The sequence below is a fragment of the Paraburkholderia saeva genome (assembly GCF_907164555.1).
GTDB lineage: Bacteria > Pseudomonadota > Gammaproteobacteria > Burkholderiales > Burkholderiaceae > Paraburkholderia > Paraburkholderia saeva.
The window spans coordinates 607,529-624,075 of record NZ_CAJQZC010000003.1 but is presented as its reverse complement, the minus strand read 5'-3'; the positions used below and the strand labels follow the sequence as shown (position 1 = coordinate 624,075).

Genomic DNA, 16,547 nt, shown 5'->3' with positions numbered 1-16,547 from the left:
TCTCCGTTTCAGCACGTAGGCAGACTTACATCGTCTCCGCGAACAACTCGCGGCCAATCAGCATGCGTCGGATTTCGCTCGTGCCGGCGCCGATCTCATAGAGCTTTGCATCGCGCCACAGACGCCCCACCGGATACTCGTTGATATAGCCATTGCCGCCGAGAATCTGGATGGCCTCGCCGGCCATCCACGTCGCTTTTTCGGCCGTGTACAGGATCACGCCTGCGCAATCCTTGCGCACCTGGCGGACATGTTCCGTGCCAATCGTGTCGAGCTGACGGCCGACGGCGTACAAATAGGCACGGCACGCCTGCAATGTGGTGTACAGATCCGCGACCTTGCCCTGAATCAGCTGGAATTCACCGATCGACTGACCGAACTGCTTGCGATCGTGGATATACGGCACGACCGAATCCATCACCGCGACCATGATGCCCGTGGGGCCACCCGCCAGCACCGCGCGCTCGTAGTCGAGCCCGCTCATCAGCACTTTCACGCCACCGTTTAGCTGGCCCAGGATGTTTTCTTCCGGCACCTCGACGTTCTCGAAAACGAGTTCGCCGGTGTGCGAGCCGCGCATGCCGAGCTTGTCGAGCTTCTGCGCGACCGAAAAGCCTTTCATTCCCTTCTCGACGATAAACGCCGTAATGCCGCGCGAACCTGCTTCGATGTCCGTTTTCGCGTAGACCACGAGCGTGTCGCAGTCGGGGCCGTTGGTGATCCACATCTTCGTGCCGTTCAGCACATAGCGATCGCCCTTCTTGTCGGCGCGCAGTTTCATGCTGACCACGTCCGAACCCGCGTTCGGCTCGCTCATCGCAAGCGCGCCGACGTGCTCACCCGACACCAGCTTCGGCAGGTATTTGCGCTTTTGCGCTTCGGTGCCGTTGCGGTGGATCTGGTTCACACACAGGTTGGAGTGCGCGCCATACGAAAGACCCACCGAGGCCGACGCGCGGGAGATTTCCTCCATCGCGACCATATGCGCCGTATAGCCCATGTTTGCGCCGCCGTATTCCTCGGAAACCGTCATGCCCAGCACACCGAGGTCGCCGAATTTGCGCCACAGGTCCATTGGGAACTGGTCGGTGCGGTCGATTTCGGCGGCACGCGGAGCGATTTCTTTTGCGGCGAATCCTGCAATGCTGTCACGCAGCATTTCAATTTCTTCACCAAGCGGAAACTGCAAACCGGGCAGATGCGTCATGGGATGTCTCCTGGAATTCCGTGGCGGCCGCCCTGGCGGGCGTGCCGGCTTTCTGAGCGAGGCTCAGCAATCCTTTCTGGCCGCCCCCATGATGATCCATGCGTCGCGGCCGCTCAAGGCGAATTTCACGCCACATTTACGTATACGTCAACAGGTTTTTTGAGTCTTGCTCAATTTCCTCAAAAGCACCTTGCAGCGAGGTTATGGCGTGCTAACATGGTTCCTGTCATGCGTATCAAACGCTTAAAACTGAACCGGACTCAAATCATGGCCGTCCCGAAGGCCGAACTGCCTCCATCGCGCCGTCTGCCGGCCGGGCGCAAGTCCCAACAGCGTGTGAAGGAAATCCTTCATACGGGGCGTGACGTCTTCTCCGAAAAGGGCTACGAGCGCGCTACCACGTCGGAAATCGCGCAGCGCCTCGGCATTTCCGAGGCCACCGTGTTCAGCTATTTCCGCGGCAAACGCGAACTGTGCGCGCGCGTGATCGGCGACTGGTATGACGAGATCATCGACGCCATCGAGTCCGGTCTGCCCCGCGACGGCACGGTGCATCAGCAGTTCGCGTTCATCGTGCGGATGCATCTTCGCCTGATGCTGGTCAACGGCACCGGTCTGTGTTCGCTGGTGTTGTCAGAAGGTCGCGCGCGTCAGCACGAACTCAGCGAGGCGCTGGTTGAACTGCAACGGCGTTACACCGCGCCACTTATGCGCGTGCTGGCGCAAGGGCAGGAAACCGGACAGATCCGCCAGGATGTGCCATTGCGGCTATTGCGCTCGATGGTATTCGGGCCGATGGAACACGTGCTCTGGGACGCGACGCTGGCCAATCGCCGGATCGATATCGAAGCAACCGCCGACCGTCTGATCGATGCGCTGTGGTCGGCGCTGCAACCGCCCGACGCTTCGCTTGGCGCGCTGCTGCAGTTTCGTCACGTTGTGGGCGAGGCAACGCGGCAGCTCGAAGCGGCCGAAGCGGCACACAAAACAGCGCATACCGGCACGACAACAAGCCCGACACGACGCGCCCCACGCAAGGCGTCAGGCACGGACGCGGCCTGAGCCTCACCCATGAGAGGCGCGCGCCATCCGCGCAAACTGGGTATCCTGAACGAAGTCCCCACGGCGCCCGTCGCCGCGTGCCTTTGAAGGAGCCCGTTGTGACCCACCAATCTGACCCGTCCGCGCCCTCGCAACCCGCAACGCCGATCGATCCCGACCTCATCGAAGTCGCACGCGAAGTATTCGACCTTGCGAGGCGCGGAGACGCAGCCACGCTCGCGGTCGTGATCGAAAAGGGCGTGCCGCCCAATCTTCGCAACGAGAAAGGCGACAGCCTGCTGATGCTTGCGGCGTATCACGGTCACGTCGACGCCGTGCGCACGCTCGCCGAACACGGCGCCGATCCGAACCTGCGCAACGACAACGGCCAGACGCCGATTGCCGGCGCCGCTTTCAAGGGCTTCAAGGAAGTGATCAAAACGCTGCTTGCAAACGGAGCGGACGTCGAAGGCGCGTCACCCGATGGTCGCACTGCGTTGATGATCGCGGCCATGTTCAATCGCACGGAGATCGTCGATCTGCTGATCGCGAACGGCGCGAATCCCGACGCGCGCGATACCGCCGGTTTCACGCCGCTCGACGCGGCGAACAGGATGGGCGCGCCGGATACGCCGGCTATTCTTGCGAAGGCGCAGGCGAAGTCGTGAGCGTGCGGCCCCGGAATACGCAGGCATAACCGGGAGGCAACGACGTCGCCAACACCAATCTTGTATGCGGCTGCCCGCAGTTGACGATCGGCCTCTTATTCTCGATACGTGTATGGATCATTCCAGCCGCTTCGATGTCGGCGTTGCCTTTAAAAAAACCAGAACGAATTCGAAATATCACTTGCTGCACGATATATTCCAGATACATACCTATTTCTCAAGCCTCAGGGAAAGCCCTCATCAAGCACTTCCAGAAATGATTTGACGCTGAAATTGGCTCGTATATCCTGAACTACAGGTCAGCGTCATGACGATGTTGCGGTCCACAACAACGTGGGCTGCAATTCCGCGAACCACGGTTCGCGAACGGATGCACGAATGACCGGCGTCCCGTTTCTCCAAACGCCGTTGCGTTTGCCAGAGCGAGGCGTGCAATGTTTTCAATGTCGTCCAGTCGAGTGTAATCGTGAGAGTCCGAGTACCTTTGGTAAGGTGGGATCGAAGTCAGCGAGCGAGTGTTTCTCGCGCTGACCGTACCATCGCCGACGGCGCACACGGCAGCCCCACGCTTCGCCGTTATCTGTCCGTCTTCACGATCCTTTCCCGCCGTTCAGTTCGACGTCGCAACGCCATTTCGGCACGCGCATTCATCGCCGTTCGCACCGACGAAGTCGCGTCGCTGCTGCCGTAGCGTCTCCCCACTTTCAATCGTTCGATCCGTTCGCTTGCGTTGGCGCATGGCGCTTGTGCCGGGTTTCGCCTGCGTCATTCGCATTACCTGCGCGCGTGCCTTCGCCGCGAACCGGGTCGAACGGTTTTCCTGACGACATCCACCTCACGCACCATTCGTGGCTTTGCGCCTGACGCACGGCTGCGGAATCGTGTCGCGTGTGCGTGAAGCTATTTTCGTCACATTACGCGGCAATTCGGCACACGATCTTCTTCACACTGTTAGTCATGCAAAATAAACCGACAGTTGGCATCACCGCAGACAGCATTATGATCGGCGCGCACCCGTCGCATGTGACCGGCGAAAAATATATCGCCGCGATCGTCGAGGGATCGAACGCGCTGGCCGTGGTGCTGCCCGCGCTCGGCAAGCGCCAGTGCTTTACGGACATCCTGTCCCTCGTCGACGGCCTGCTTTTCACCGGCAGCCATTCGAACGTGGAACCGCACCACTACGGCGGCGAGCCCAGTGCGCCCGGCACATTGCACGACCGCGCACGCGACGCGACGACGCTACCGCTGATGCGCGCGGCCATCGAGACCGGCGTGCCGGTTTTGGCAATCTGTCGCGGCTTTCAGGAAATGAACGTCGTGTCCGGCGGAACGCTGCACCAAAACGTCCACGCAGTGGACGGACTTCGCGACCACCGCGAGAACAGGGACGACGAACTTGCCCTGCAATACGCGCCGTCTCATTCGATTCGCCTGACACAGGGTGGCCTGTTGCAGCGTCTCGCTTCCGGCGCGAATGAGGCACGCGTGAATTCATTGCATGGGCAAGGCGTCGAGCGGCTCGGCGCCGGTCTCATCGTTGAAGCTGTTGCGCCCGACGGCCTGGTCGAAGCAGTGAGCGTCAAGGACTCGCGAGCGTTTGCGCTGGGTGTGCAGTGGCACCCCGAATGGAAGTACGCGGAAGACGCGTTGTCTACCGCGATCTTCCAGGCCTTCGGCGCCGCCTGCCGTGAGCGAATGCGTTTCAAGGCCGGTCTCGCAGCGGCATCCGCCGCCGCAACCTGAGCAGCCGTCAACGCTCAACCGGCCACGAAAAAAGAGAGAGAAAATCATGCATGACATCGATGAGTTTCTGAAGAAACACCGCATCACCGAGATCGAAGCCATCATTCCCGATATGGCGGGCACCGCGCGCGGCAAGATCATTCCGCGCAGCAAGTTCGAATCCGGCGAATCCATGCGACTGCCGCAGGCAGTGATGATCCAGACCGTCACCGGCGAGTACCCGGAAGACGGATCGCTGACGGGCGTGACCGATCCCGACATGGTGTGCGTGCCCGATCCTTCGACGATCCGCATCATCCCGTGGGCCGTGGATCCCACTGCGCAGGTGATCCACGACTGCGTCCATTTCGACGGTACGCCCGTTGCCATTTCGCCGCGCCGCGTGTTGCGTCGCGTGCTCGAGCTCTACAAGGCAAAGGGCTGGACGCCCGTTGTCGCGCCGGAACTCGAGTTTTATCTGGTCGACATGAACCGGGACCCGGACCTGCCGCTGCAACCACCGATTGGCCGGACAGGTCGCGCGGAAACGGGTCGTCAGGCGTATTCGATCGAAGCAGTCAACGAGTTCGATCCGCTCTTCGAAGACATCTACGAGTATTGCGAGATCCAGGAGCTCGAAGTCGACACGTTGATTCATGAAGTGGGCGCCGCGCAGATGGAAATCAATTTCATGCATGGCGATCCGCTCAAGCTCGCGGACAGCGTGTTCCTGTTCAAGCGGACCGTGCGCGAAGCTGCGCTACGCCACAAGATGTACGCGACGTTCATGGCCAAGCCGATGGAAGGCGAACCGGGTTCGGCGATGCACATGCATCAAAGCGTCATCGACGATGAAAGCGGCCAGAACATCTTCACCGGCGGTGATGGCAGGTCGACCGCCCACTTCGACAACTACATCGCCGGGCTGCAGAAATACACGCCGGCGCTGATGCCGATATTTGCGCCGTACATCAATTCGTATCGGCGTCTGTCGCGCTTCATGGCCGCACCGATCAACGTGCAGTGGGGCTACGACAACCGCACGGTCGGATTTCGCATTCCGCATTCGGGGCCCGCTGCACGGCGTGTCGAGAACCGCATTCCGGGCGTCGACTGCAATCCCTATCTTGCGATCGCGGCCACGCTCGCTGCCGGTTACCTCGGCATGACGCAACGCCTGACGCCGACCGAACCGCTGACCAGCGACGGCTACGCATTGCCCTATCAGTTGCCACGCAACCTCGAAGAAGGAATCACGCTGATGGGCGCGTGCGAGCCGCTGGCGGAAATTCTCGGCGAGAAGTTCGTGAAAGCGTTCCTTGCGCTCAAGGAAACCGAATACGAAGCGTTCTTCCGCGTGATCAGTTCGTGGGAACGCAGGCATTTGCTCCTGCACGTCTAGAGCGCAAAAAAGCAGACGGTCAAAAATCTGGAGGCACCATGAGGTACACAACAGAAGAAGTCGCATATGTGCAACCCGCGGCGAGCGTGCAGGCCACGCAGCAACGCACGACTGCCGAATACCGCGCGCTCGACGCCGCGCACCACATTCACCCGTTCTCGGATATGGGATCGCTGAATCGCGCCGGCAGCCGCGTGATCGTCAAAGCAAAAGGCGTTTACCTGTGGGATTCCGACGGCAACAGGATTATCGACGGCATGGCGGGCCTCTGGTGCGTGAACGTCGGCTACGGACGCCGCGAGCTTTCCGACGCGGCATTCCGGCAGATGCAGGAATTGCCGTTTTACAACACGTTCTTCAAGACAACGCATCCGCCCGTTATTGAACTGTCCGCCCTGCTGGCCGAAGTCACGCCGGAGCCATTCAACCACTTCTTCTACTGCAACAGCGGCTCTGAAGGTAACGACACCGTGCTGCGCATCGTCCATCAATACTGGGCGACGCAAGGCAGGAAGCAGAAGAAGTACGTGATATCGCGCAGGAACGGCTATCACGGCTCGACGATTGCCGGCGGCACGCTCGGCGGCATGGGTTACATGCACGAACAGATGCCCTCGAAGGTTGAGCACATCGCGCACATCGATCAGCCTTACTGGTTTGGCGAAGGTGGCGACATGACGCCCGAAGCGTTCGGTCTCGCACGCGCGCGGCAGCTTGAAACGAAGATCCTCGAACTTGGCGCAGACAACGTCGCGGCATTCATCGGTGAGCCTTTCCAGGGGGCGGGCGGTGTGATTTTCCCGCCGTCTACCTACTGGCGGGAAATCCAGCGCATTTGCCACCAATACGACATCCTGCTGGTCGCCGACGAGGTGATTGGCGGCTTCGGACGCACAGGCGAATGGTTCGCCCATCAGCACTTCGGCTTCGAGCCCGACCTGATCACGCTCGCCAAAGGGCTGACAAGCGGCTATGTGCCGATGGGCGCAGTTGGCCTGCACGATCGCGTCGCCAAAGCGATCATCGACAACGGTGACTTCAATCACGGCCTGACTTACTCGGGTCATCCGGTTGCCGCTGCGGTCGCCGTCGCAAACCTCAGGTTGCTGCGCGACGAAAAGATCATCGAGCGCGTGAGGAACGAAACAGGGCCTTACTTCCAGCAGTGTCTGCGAGAGACATTCGCGAATCACCCGATTGTCGGTGAGATCGCGGGCACGGGCCTCGTTGCCGGCATTCAACTCGCGCAGGACCCGAAGGCGCGCAGGCGCTTCGAGAACGGCGGCGACGTCGGCACGATCTGCCGTGACTTCTGCTTTAACGGCGGCCTGATCATGCGCGCTTCAGGCGACCGGATGCTGCTTTCACCACCGCTTGTCATCACAAAGGAAGAAATCGACGAAGTCGTCCTGAAGGCAAAAAAGGCGATCGACGCGACCGCCCAACAACAGGGTCTTTCATGACGTCAGCTTGTCGGGCACACGCGCGTCGCGACGCCCGGTGCGGCGCGACGCGCGTGTGCCTGATCGGGTCCGCACGCTCCGGGTTGCTGTTTTCGGGCACTTCGATATGATTAAGTGCCTGCAAAACGCAGGTTAACGTTCCTGCCGGTGTGCCGATGACCACTCAACTCACTTCCGCAATTGCATCGAAATTCGCTACGCTGGCGCTCGATCACCTGACGCGCGAATATCCGAACAAGTTGACGCATTCGCTGGCCGGCCCACAGGATGTGCAGGGGCCGCGCGCGCTTCACCCGGTTTTCTACGGCAGCTACGACTGGCATTCGTGCGTGCACGGTTACTGGCTCGTGCTGAGACTGATCGACCGCTATCCCGACCTGCCCGAAGCGAAACGTATCGTCGCAACCGTCGATGCGCATTTCACGGCAGCAAATGTCGCGGGGGAGATGGCCTATCTGGACCTGCCGCACAATCGCGGATTCGAGCGGCCGTACGGCTGGGGGTGGCTGCTCGCGCTCGCGGCACAGGTGCAGTCCATGACCTTGCCGCAGGCGGCCACGTGGACACAGACAATCGCGCCGCTTACCCAGGCGTTTGTCGATCGCTTTGAGGAATTCCTGCCGAAGTCGACGTATCCGTTGCGCGTCGGCACGCATTTCAACACCGCGTTTGCGCTGTCGCTTGCGCTCGATTTCGCACAGCAGACAGGCCATCGTTCACTTGCCGGCCTGATCGTGGACACGTCAAAGCGCTGGTATCAGGAAGACGCCGCGTGTCAGGCGTGGGAGCCGTCGGGTGACGAATTTCTGTCGCCATCGTTGATGGAAGCTGAATTGATGCGACGCGTGCTGCCTGCGCGGGAATTTGTCGCGTGGTTCGCGCGCTTCCTGCCGGATATTGCAGCGCGCAAGCCAGCGACGCTCTTCGTACCCGCCACCGTAACGGATCGCACGGACGGCAAGATCGCGCATCTCGACGGATTGAATCTCAGCCGCGCATGGTGTCAACGCTCGATCGCGCGGGCGCTGCCTGCGGACGATGCGCGCGCCGCCGCGCTCTTCGAAGCGGCCGACACGCATCTGGCGGCCGCACTGGATCACGTCGCAGGCGATTACATGGGCGAACACTGGCTCGCGACGTTTGCGCTGCTGGCGCTGGAGGCCTGAGGAACGCCCGGTATCACCTGTATCGACGATCCCTCCCGGGATCGTCACGTTTAGTGCGAAATGTCTTCGAGCGCGCGACCCTTCGTGCGCGGCCCCATGAATCCAATCGCCGCCATGACGATCAGCATCGCGCCGGCGATCAGCACGAATACCCCTGTCGAACCAAACTGCCGCAACGCGGCGGCAATCAGGAACGCGGTGAAGATCGCGGAGAACCGGCTCCACGAATAGACAAAGCCGACCGCACGCGCACGGATGCTCGTCGGAAAAAGCTCGCTCTGATACGCGTGAAAGCTGTACGACATGATGTTGCTTGCCAGCGTCAGGCACACGCCAAGCGCCACCAGCAACAGTGCATCGGTCACCTGGCTGAACCACAGGCCGCACACCACAATCGCACCGGCCATCACCACGATCACGCTCTTGCGCTCAAAACGATCCGCGATCGCAAGCCCGATCACCGGTCCGAGCGGTGCCGCCAGCGCGATGATGCTCGAATACAGCAGGCTCGTTGTGATCGTGATGCCCTGCTTGATCAGCAGCGTCGGCACCCAGTTGGCGAAGCCGTAGAACCCGACCGTCTGGAATACGTTGAAGATCACCATCATCAATGTGCGCGAACGGTACGGCGCCACCCACATGTCACGGAAGCGGCCGCGTTCCGGCGTCGCGACAACCTTTTCAGGCGCCGGCAGCGGACGGCCGTATTCGGCCTGCACTTTCGCCTCGAGCGCGGTCATCACGCGGTCCGCTTCTTCAAGACGCCCCTGTTGCGCAAGCCATCGAGGGCTCTCGGGCAACGCACGACGAATCCACCACACGAAGAGCGCGCCATGCGCGCCAATCAGCACGACCCAGCGCCACCCATCGAGGCCGAAGAAAGTACGCGGCACCAGCAGATACGCGAGAAACGCCACCACCGGCACGGCCGTAAAGCCGACTGCCTGCTCGCAGGCGAACGCCCGGCCGCGGATCTGCCGTGGCACCAGCTCCGCGATGTACGTGCCGATCGTCACAAGTTCGACGCCGATACCCACACCCGCGATAAAGCGCCAGACGTTCAGCCCGAGCGCCGTCTCCTGGAACGCCATGATGACGTTAGCCACCGTGTACCACAGCAGCGAATACGTGAAGATGGCGCGGCGGCCAAAGCGGTCGGCAAGTGAGCCGCAGGCAATCGTGCCGACGAACAGCCCGGCAAACAGCGCGGCGATAAAACTCGCGATGCCGGTCGTGCCAAAGAGGCCATGCGTCGTCGCCGTCAGCAGACCGCTCTTGACGAGTCCGGGTGCCACGTAGCCTGTATAAAGCAGATCGTAAAGCTCGAAGAAAAAGCCGAGGCTAAGCAGAACGACGAGCTTCCAGATGGAACGTGTCGCAGGCAGCCGGTCCAGACGCGCGGAAATCGTACCGGCGTCGATGGCGAGCGAGGCGGATTCACGGGAGGCCGCCGCGTGTGCCGCGGCCCGATCCTGTTCAGGGGTTGTCATTCTTGTCTCCAGAGTGAGGCCGGTCTTCTGCCGGCTTTTCACTCCGCGCGCGTGCGATGAGTGCGTGCACAGCCGGGCACAAGGTCCGGCAGCATTCTAGCGGCGCACGCCCCTGAAAGGGTCGAACGTCGTGATTTTCCCCACAGACAGGGCAACCGCAACAGCCCGTCAGGCTTCGACGATCACTTCGAAACCGCCGAAAATCGCCCGCTTGCCGTCGAACGGCATCGGATTCGTCTCGGGCCGCATCCGCGGGTCGGCCATCACGGCCTGCATGCCCTTGTCGCGCACCTGACGCGACGGCCAGAGAATCCACGAAAAGACCACGGTCTCGTCGTCCTTGCGTTTGACGGCCATCGGGAACGAGGTCAGCGTGCCATCCGGCACGTCGTCGCCCCAGCATTCGACCACCTGCAACGCCCCCTGCTCCCTGAAAACCGCCGCGGCAATCTCGGCGTGTCGCGTGAACGCTTCACGGCTTGCCGTGGGCACTGCTGCAACAAAACCGTCGATATAGGTCATGAACGTGCTCCTTTTTCGATTGAAGAGGAATGAGGGCAGGAAGCCGCCACACGGAAACATCGCCGCCGGCAGCCTGACCACCCTTCACATACGACGAACGACACCGCAGGAAATCGACAACGCCAAAACCGCGCAGACAGTAAAATTGCCCGTGGAAATGAGCACCCAGAGGCGACTGTTTGACTGAGCAACACCAAGGCTTTCTTTTGACCCGACACTGGCGCGATACCGCAGCCGGCACGGAGGTCGAGTTCTGGCTCGCGACCGATCAGGGTCCGCGTCATATCCGGCTGCGTCCGCAGACGTCGGTGGCGTTCATCCCCGTTCAGCAACGTGAGCGCGCTGAAACGATATTGCGTCGCGAAGCTCAGGTCGAGTTGCGCCCGCTGGATCTCGTCGATTTTCACCATCGTCCCGTGTTGGGGATGTATTGCCAGCACTACCGCCAGCTCGGCGCGCTCGAAAAGCGGCTGAGACAGGGTGGCGTCGATGTGTATGAAGCGGACATCTTCCCGCCCGAGCGCTACTTGATGGAGCGGTTCATCACGGCACCCGTCACGTTCAGCGGCGAAGCGACCGGAAGCGGCATGCTCGTGAATGCCGAGATGAAGCCTGCAACAGACTATCGACCTCAACTCAGGCTGGTGTCGCTCGATATCGAAACGAGTGCGCATGGCGACCTGTATTCGATTGCACTGGAAGGATGCGGCCAGCGTCAGGTGTATATGCTCGGCCCCGCAAACGGCGACCACTGCCTGATCGATTTCCAGTTGGAGTACTGCGAAAGCCGCCCGCAGATGCTGGAAAAGCTCAATGAATGGTTTGCCGTTCACGATCCCGATGCGATTATCGGCTGGAACCTCGTGCAGTTCGATCTGCGCGTGTTGCAGGAACACGCAGAACGTTATCGCGTTCCGCTCAGGATCGGACGCGGCGCGAGCGTCATGGAATGGCGCGAGCACGGTCACCAGAAAAACCACTTCTTTGCGGGCGCTGCCGGGCGGCTGATCATCGACGGCATCGAGGCGCTCAGGTCGGCGACGTGGAGCTTTCCGTCGTTCAGCCTCGAATACGTCTCGCAATCCGTGCTGGGCGAAGGCAAGTCCATCGACAACCCCTATCAGCGCATGGAGGAAATCCAGCGGCGCTTTGACGAGGACAAGCCGGCGCTCGCGAAGTACAACCTCAAAGATTGCGAGCTGGTCACGCGTATCTTCGCCCGAACGGAACTGCTGACGTTCCTGCTCGAACGAGCCACCGTCACCGGGCTCGCGGCGGATCGCAGTGGCGGATCGGTCGCGGCATTTACCCATCTCTACATGCCGCGGATGCATCGCCAGGGATTTGTCGCACCGAACCCGGGCGACGTAGCGGGGCAAGCGAGCCCCGGCGGTCTCGTGATGGATTCGCGTCCTGGTCTCTACGATTCCGTGCTCGTGCTGGACTACAAGAGCCTGTATCCGTCGATCATCCGCACGTTTCTGATCGATCCGGTCGGGCTCGTCGAAGGCCTGCAGCACCCCGATGACGCCGATTCCGTGCCGGGCTTCCTCGGTGCACGCTTTTCACGCAGCAAGCACTGTCTGCCATCGATCGTCAGTCAGGTCTGGCAAGGACGCGAAGCTGCCAGGCGCGAACAGAACAAGCCGCTCTCGCAGGCGCTCAAGATCATCATGAACGCGTTCTACGGCGTACTGGGTTCGACGGGGTGCCGTTTCTTCGATCCACGTCTCGCATCGTCGATTACGATGCGCGGGCACGAAATCATGCGCCAGACGCGCAAGCTGATCGAAGCCGAAGGTTATGAGGTCATTTACGGCGACACCGATTCGACGTTCGTCTGGCTAAGACACGCTCACTCCGAAGAGGACGCCGCGCAGATTGGCCGGGCGCTCGTTGGGCACATCAATACGTGGTGGCAACAACACGTGCAGACGCGCTTTGGTCTGGAAAGCGCGCTTGAACTTCAGTTCGAGCGACACTATCGGCGCTTTTTCATGCCCACAGTTCGCGGCGCCGAGGAAGGCAGCAAAAAACGCTATGCGGGTTTGACCGTGCTGCCCGACGGCACCGAAGACGTGATCTACAAAGGGCTCGAAACGGTCCGCACCGACTGGACGCCGCTCGCGCAGCGCTTTCAGCAGCAGCTTTATCTGCGCATCTTCAGGCAGCAGCCCTACCAGGACTACATCCGCGACTACGTTCAGCGAACACTCGGTGGCGAGTTCGACGATCAGCTCATCTATCGCAAGCGGCTGCGCCGTCCGCTCGAAGACTATCAACGCAACGTGCCACCGCACGTGCGGGCCGCGCGCCTCGCCGACGAACTCAATCGCGAGAAAGGCCGGCCGCTGCAATATCAAAACGGCGGCTGGATCAGTTACGTGATGACAGGCGCAGGCCCCGAGCCGCTGGAAGCGCTACGCGCGGAAATCGACTACGACCACTACCTCACGCGCCAGTTGCAACCTGTGGCCGACGCGATTCTCCCCTTGCTCGGCGACGATTTCGAGACGCTGATGTCAGGCCAGAAAGCGCTGTTCTGACATGACACCCACTGGGCCTCAGAAACCGAACAGCCTGCGCGGCGTTTGCCACAGGACACGTCGGCGCGCATCGGAGTCGGGAATCAGGCGCTCGATGAGCGTCAGCAGCGGCGCGTAATCCATCCGCACAGGCGAGCGCAGAAACGGCCAGTCCGAACCCCAGACACAGTGATCCGGGCCGACCGTGCGAAGGATTTGAAGCGCGAAGTTCTGTGCGTCGTCGTACGGATAGGCAAGCTGCGAAAACTTTTGCAGCCCGGATAGCTTGACGGTGACGCGCTCCGTGTCCGCAAGACGCAGCAGCGTCTGGAAGCCGGCCTGGCCGGTGCCGGCAGCGACTTCCGGTCGACCGCAGTGGTCGATGAGTATCCGCGTTGACGTCCGTCTGATCAGCGGCTCGATCGCAACCAGCTGGTCGCCGGTGGTCTGGATCTGCGCGAACATGTCGAGGTCGGTCAGTGTGTCAAGGAGCGCATCGACATCGTTCATGGCCTCGACGCCCTCCATCGCCGGATTGAAGGCGAGGCCCACTACGCCCGCTGCCTTCAGCTCCACCAGTTCGGCGCGGCTCACGTCGTTATCCACTACCGCGATGCCCCTGAAACGACCGCTGCCGTTCGCGATTGCGTCGAGCATGCAGCGGTTGTCCGTGCGGTAGCCGCTCGTTGGCCCGACAAGCAGCGCATGTCGCACGCCGCAGGCGTCCATCACGTGAGCAAACTGCGCTGCCGTGCCGATCTCCTGCATTGACGGCCGGTACGCTGTGTCGGCACGATACGGAAAACGTGCGGGGTCGAAAATATGATTGTGACAGTCGATCTTCTCTTCGTCGAAGATGTTCATCTTTAAGGCGCTCCACGAGATGTGTCGCCAGGGCGCGTACCCGATATGTCGCGCTCACGGCCGATCCGGCTCACCATAGCATCGAACGCGTCGATCTGGAGGAAGCGCCCTGATTGCGGCGTCAAGCGCATACTGTTGCCAACCCTGCCTCTTACTCGTCTGGAGGTGCGAACCATGCGGACCGACACGCCCGCTCATCCGGCGCGCAGATCAGGACGTGCCCGACGGTGGCTTCGCTCGTTGCCCGGCATCCAGGTCGTCAAAGGTTATCAGGCAAGCTGGTTGCCGAAGGATCTGGCCGCGGGCCTGGTGTTGACCACGATGCTGGCGCCAGTCGGCATCGCCTACGCAGAGGCGTCGGGCGTGCCTGGCGTCTGCGGCCTGTACGCGACCATCGTTCCGCTCCTCGCCTATGCGCTCTTCGGGCCCAGCCGGATACTCGTGCTCGGGCCGGACTCCGCGCTCGCCGCACCGATCCTGGCGGTGGTGGTGCAGATCACGGCCGGCGACCCGTCCCGGGCGATCGCGGTGGCCAGCATGATGGCGATCGTCTCCGGCGTGGTCTGCATCGTGATGGGCATCCTGCGGCTCGGGTTCATCACTGAACTGCTGTCGAAGCCGATCCGCTATGGCTACATGAACGGCATTGCGCTCGCGGTGCTGATCAGCCAGTTGCCCAAGCTGTTCGCCATCCCGATCGAAGAAGCGGGACCGCTTCGCGACCTCATCAACCTCGCGCAGGCCATTGTTGCAGGCAAGGCGAACTGGACGAGCTTCGCGGTAGGCGCAGGAAGCCTCGTGCTCATCCTCTTTCTGAAGCGCTTCGAAAAGCTGCCCGGCATTCTCATCGCGGTCGTGCTGGCGACGCTGTGTGTCAGCGTTTTCGGCCTCGACAGTCATGGTGTCAAGGTGCTCGGCAAGATTCCGCAGGGGCTGCCTGCGTTCACCCTGCCCTGGGCAAGCGGCGCGGATCTGACGAAGATTCTCCTTGGCGGCGGTGCTGTCGCGCTCATCGCGTTCGCCGATACCAGCGTGCTGTCGCGGACCTTCGCTGCGCGCACAAATAGCCGCGTCGATCCGAACCAGGAGATGATCGGCCTTGGGGCCGCCAACCTTGCGGCCGGCTTTTTCCAGGGCTTTCCGATCAGCAGCAGTTCGTCGCGCACGCCGGTCGCCGAAGCGGCAGGTGCGAAGACGCAGTTGACGGGCGTCGTGGGCGCCCTCGCGGTCGCGGCGCTTTTGCTGGTCGCGCCCAACCTGCTGCGTTATCTGCCCACCAGTGCGCTCGCCGCGGTGGTCATAGCGGCGGCCATCGGCCTCTTCGAGATCAACGACCTCAAGCGCATTTTCCGCATCCAGCAATGGGAGTTCTGGCTTTCGATCGCCTGCCTTGCGGGCGTCGCGCTGTTCGGCGCCATCCCCGGCATCGGTCTCGCGGTGGCGATCGCGATCATCGAGTTCCTGTGGGACGGCTGGCGGCCGCATTACGCGATTCTCGGACGCGTGCCGGACCTGCGCGGCTATCACGATCTCGAACGTTATCCGCACGGTGAACGGATTGCCGGTCTCGTGCTGTTCCGCTGGGACGCGCCGCTCTTCTTCGCCAACGCCGAGCTGTTTCAGGAGCGCCTGTTGCAGGCCGTCGCGGCGTCGCCGACACCCGTGCGCAGCGTCGTCGTGGCCGCCGAGCCGGTGACCAGCGTGGACGTGACATCGGCCGACATGCTGCGCGAGCTGATCCGCAGGCTGGGCGCGCGTGGCATTGAGCTGCACTTCGCGGAAATGAAGGACCCTGTGCGCGACAAGCTCAGACGCTTCGAACTGACCGGGCTTCTCGGCGATGCGCGATTCCATCCGACGATCGGCAGCGCTGTCGATGACCATCTGGGCAATCCCGCAGACGGGGAGCCGCGTGACGATGCAGGCCGCGCATCTGCGGGGAAGACGTAAGGACGCCCGGACCTGGTGCCATCGGCGCGAGCGTTGGCAGGCCAGGGCAGAGCGGTATACTTCCACACTTTTATTGCCTTCCTCAGGCACGAAAGGTCTACACATGAGCGCATTGCCCACCTGTCCGAAATGCAATTCCGGATTCACGTACGAAGATGCGGGCGTCTATATCTGCCCGGAGTGCGCGCATGAATGGTCGGCACACGCAGCCGCACCGGGCGATACGGCCGACAGGATCTATCGGGATTCGGCGGGAAATGTCCTGCAGGATGGAGACACCGTCACCGTCATCAAGGATCTGAAACTGAAGGGCTCGGCTGGCGTGATCAAGATGGGCACCAAGGTAAAAAATATCCGCCTGGTGGACAGCGATCACGATATCGATTGCAAGATCGATGGCTTCGGCGCGATGAGCCTGAAATCGGAATTCGTCAGGAAGGCGTGAACGGGTGCGTGGTGCATGAATGGCGAAGGCCGGCTTCCTGGCCGACGGCCTGTCATCGTGACCATTCACGACTCATCGC

The 16,547-nt window shown here is 61.6% G+C and carries 15 protein-coding genes; 11 read left to right on the top strand and 4 right to left on the bottom strand.

What is annotated here, in order from left to right:
* Positions 1-25 precede the first annotated feature (25 nt).
* Positions 26-1,207, bottom strand: a complete 1,182-nt coding sequence (locus LPA36_RS10945; protein WP_228876301.1) for an isovaleryl-CoA dehydrogenase — start codon at positions 1,205-1,207, stop codon at positions 26-28.
* Positions 1,208-1,474: 267 nt separating this feature from the next.
* Here LPA36_RS10945 and LPA36_RS10940 point away from each other — a divergent pair, with 267 nt between their 5' ends.
* The 7 genes from LPA36_RS10940 to LPA36_RS10910 all read left to right on the top strand — a co-directional run bounded on the left by LPA36_RS10940 (position 1,475) and on the right by LPA36_RS10910 (position 8,672).
* Complete coding sequence (locus LPA36_RS10940; protein ID WP_228876300.1) at positions 1,475-2,269, top strand: TetR/AcrR family transcriptional regulator; 795 nt, start codon at positions 1,475-1,477, stop codon at positions 2,267-2,269.
* Positions 2,270-2,367: 98 nt separating this feature from the next.
* Positions 2,368-2,916 carry an ankyrin repeat domain-containing protein gene (locus tag LPA36_RS10935; protein WP_228876298.1) on the top strand — a complete coding sequence of 183 codons (549 nt, stop codon included), beginning with the start codon at positions 2,368-2,370 and terminating at the stop codon, positions 2,914-2,916.
* A gap of 466 nt (positions 2,917-3,382) precedes the next feature.
* Positions 3,383-3,607, top strand: a complete 225-nt coding sequence (locus LPA36_RS10930) for a hypothetical protein (protein ID WP_407674251.1) — start codon at positions 3,383-3,385, stop codon at positions 3,605-3,607.
* Positions 3,608-3,873: 266 nt separating this feature from the next.
* The gene (locus LPA36_RS10925) at positions 3,874-4,662 is read left to right on the top strand and encodes a gamma-glutamyl-gamma-aminobutyrate hydrolase family protein (protein ID WP_228876297.1); all 789 of its coding nucleotides are present in this window, start codon (positions 3,874-3,876) and stop codon (positions 4,660-4,662) included.
* Positions 4,663-4,708: 46 nt separating this feature from the next.
* Entirely contained in the window at positions 4,709-6,043 is a 1,335-nt protein-coding gene (locus LPA36_RS10920; protein ID WP_228876296.1) for a glutamine synthetase family protein, read from the top strand.
* Positions 6,044-6,081: 38 nt separating this feature from the next.
* Positions 6,082-7,506: an aspartate aminotransferase family protein gene (locus LPA36_RS10915; RefSeq protein WP_228876295.1), complete on the top strand. Its 1,425-nt coding sequence runs from the start codon at positions 6,082-6,084 to the stop codon at positions 7,504-7,506.
* Between the two features lie 155 nt (positions 7,507-7,661).
* On the top strand, positions 7,662-8,672 hold the full coding sequence (locus LPA36_RS10910) for a DUF2891 domain-containing protein (protein ID WP_228876293.1): 1,011 nt from the start codon (positions 7,662-7,664) through the stop codon (positions 8,670-8,672).
* A 50-nt stretch (positions 8,673-8,722) separates the two neighbouring features.
* On the opposite strand, the gene LPA36_RS10905 is transcribed toward LPA36_RS10910, so the two are convergent.
* Positions 8,723-10,162, bottom strand: coding sequence for an MFS transporter (locus tag LPA36_RS10905; RefSeq protein ID WP_228876292.1), 1,440 nt, complete (start codon positions 10,160-10,162; stop codon positions 8,723-8,725).
* Positions 10,163-10,330: 168 nt separating this feature from the next.
* On the bottom strand, positions 10,331-10,684 hold the full coding sequence (locus LPA36_RS10900) for a DUF1428 domain-containing protein (protein ID WP_228876291.1): 354 nt from the start codon (positions 10,682-10,684) through the stop codon (positions 10,331-10,333).
* Between LPA36_RS10900 and LPA36_RS10895 the strand changes: the two genes are divergently transcribed.
* Together LPA36_RS10895 and LPA36_RS10890 are read left to right on the top strand one after the other, a co-directional pair.
* Positions 10,683-10,871: a hypothetical protein gene (locus tag LPA36_RS10895; protein WP_228876290.1), complete on the top strand. Its 189-nt coding sequence runs from the start codon at positions 10,683-10,685 to the stop codon at positions 10,869-10,871. The two genes, LPA36_RS10900 and LPA36_RS10895, sit on opposite strands and share 2 nt — an antisense overlap.
* Complete coding sequence (locus LPA36_RS10890; protein WP_228876289.1) at positions 10,864-13,230, top strand: DNA polymerase II; 2,367 nt, start codon at positions 10,864-10,866, stop codon at positions 13,228-13,230. The genes LPA36_RS10895 and LPA36_RS10890 overlap by 8 nt, the downstream gene beginning before the upstream one ends.
* An 18-nt stretch (positions 13,231-13,248) precedes the next feature.
* Here LPA36_RS10890 and LPA36_RS10885 read toward each other — a convergent pair whose 3' ends face one another.
* Complete coding sequence (locus tag LPA36_RS10885) at positions 13,249-14,073, bottom strand: amidohydrolase family protein (protein WP_228876287.1); 825 nt, start codon at positions 14,071-14,073, stop codon at positions 13,249-13,251.
* A 174-nt stretch (positions 14,074-14,247) separates the two neighbouring features.
* On the opposite strand from LPA36_RS10885, the gene LPA36_RS10880 reads away from it, so the two are divergent.
* Together LPA36_RS10880 and LPA36_RS10875 are read left to right on the top strand one after the other, a co-directional pair.
* Entirely contained in the window at positions 14,248-16,023 is a 1,776-nt protein-coding gene (locus LPA36_RS10880; RefSeq protein ID WP_228876286.1) for a SulP family inorganic anion transporter, read from the top strand.
* Positions 16,024-16,126: 103 nt separating this feature from the next.
* A complete protein-coding gene (locus tag LPA36_RS10875; protein WP_228876285.1) occupies positions 16,127-16,468 on the top strand; it encodes a zinc ribbon domain-containing protein YjdM in 342 nt (113 codons plus the stop codon).
* Positions 16,469-16,547: the final 79 nt, after the last annotated feature.